Origin of the sequence: Komagataeibacter intermedius TF2 (assembly GCF_000964425.1) — a bacterium.
Lineage (GTDB): Bacteria > Pseudomonadota > Alphaproteobacteria > Acetobacterales > Acetobacteraceae > Komagataeibacter > Komagataeibacter intermedius.
Genome location: NZ_BANF01000312.1, coordinates 1 through 693 on the forward strand (window position 1 = coordinate 1; position 693 = coordinate 693).

1 protein-coding gene is annotated in these 693 nt (G+C 57.4%); it reads left to right on the plus strand.

Translation table 11 applies throughout. From position 1 onward, the window contains the following. Positions 1-456: aldo/keto reductase (locus tag B7449_RS17245; protein ID WP_048883915.1), on the plus strand; the 456-nt coding region annotated here is incomplete at its 5' end. Between the last annotated feature and the right edge of the window lie 237 nt (positions 457-693).

Genomic DNA, 693 nt, shown 5'->3' on the forward strand with positions numbered 1-693 from the left:
ATTGAGGACAAAATTCTTCCTGCCTGTCGTGAACTCGGCATCGGTATAACAGCCTATGGCGTGCTTGCACGTGGTCTGATCAGCGGGCACTGGCAAGGGGCAAAAGGGCCAGGGGACTTTCGGGTTCGTAGTCCCCGCTTTCAGGAAGGCAATGTCGAGCGCAATCTGGCCCTTGTGGAGACATTGCGCGAAATTGCAGCCACCAGGGGTGCAAGCGTGGCCCAGTTGGCAATTGCCTGGGTGGCCGCACAGGGTGACGACATCGTACCACTTGTAGGAGCCCGCCGGCGTGATCGGCTCTCCGAGGCTCTGGGTGCGCTTGATCTTGCGCTGACGCCCGACGATCTGGCTGCTATCGAGCAGGCTGTTCCCAAAGGAGCTGCGGCCGGGGAACGTTACGATCCGAAACAGATGGCGGTACTCGACAGCGAGAAATCGGGGTTCGGGAAGGGTTAGGAGTAAGATAGAACCGGTGCAGGTATCTGGGCCGCCCGGCTCTCATCTTTACTGCCTTTACTAGCGGCGCTCTTCAGCTTTTTCCAGATTGGCAGATACAGACACTTACGCCCGCTTTTCGGAATTTAGCATGGTGCTTCCTGTGTCCAGCATGACGGCGTAAGCCGATCACCGTCGCGTTTCAGAAACCTGTGAGAAGCAGATCGAGCGCCTGAGTAATTTCGTCCTGACAAAGCG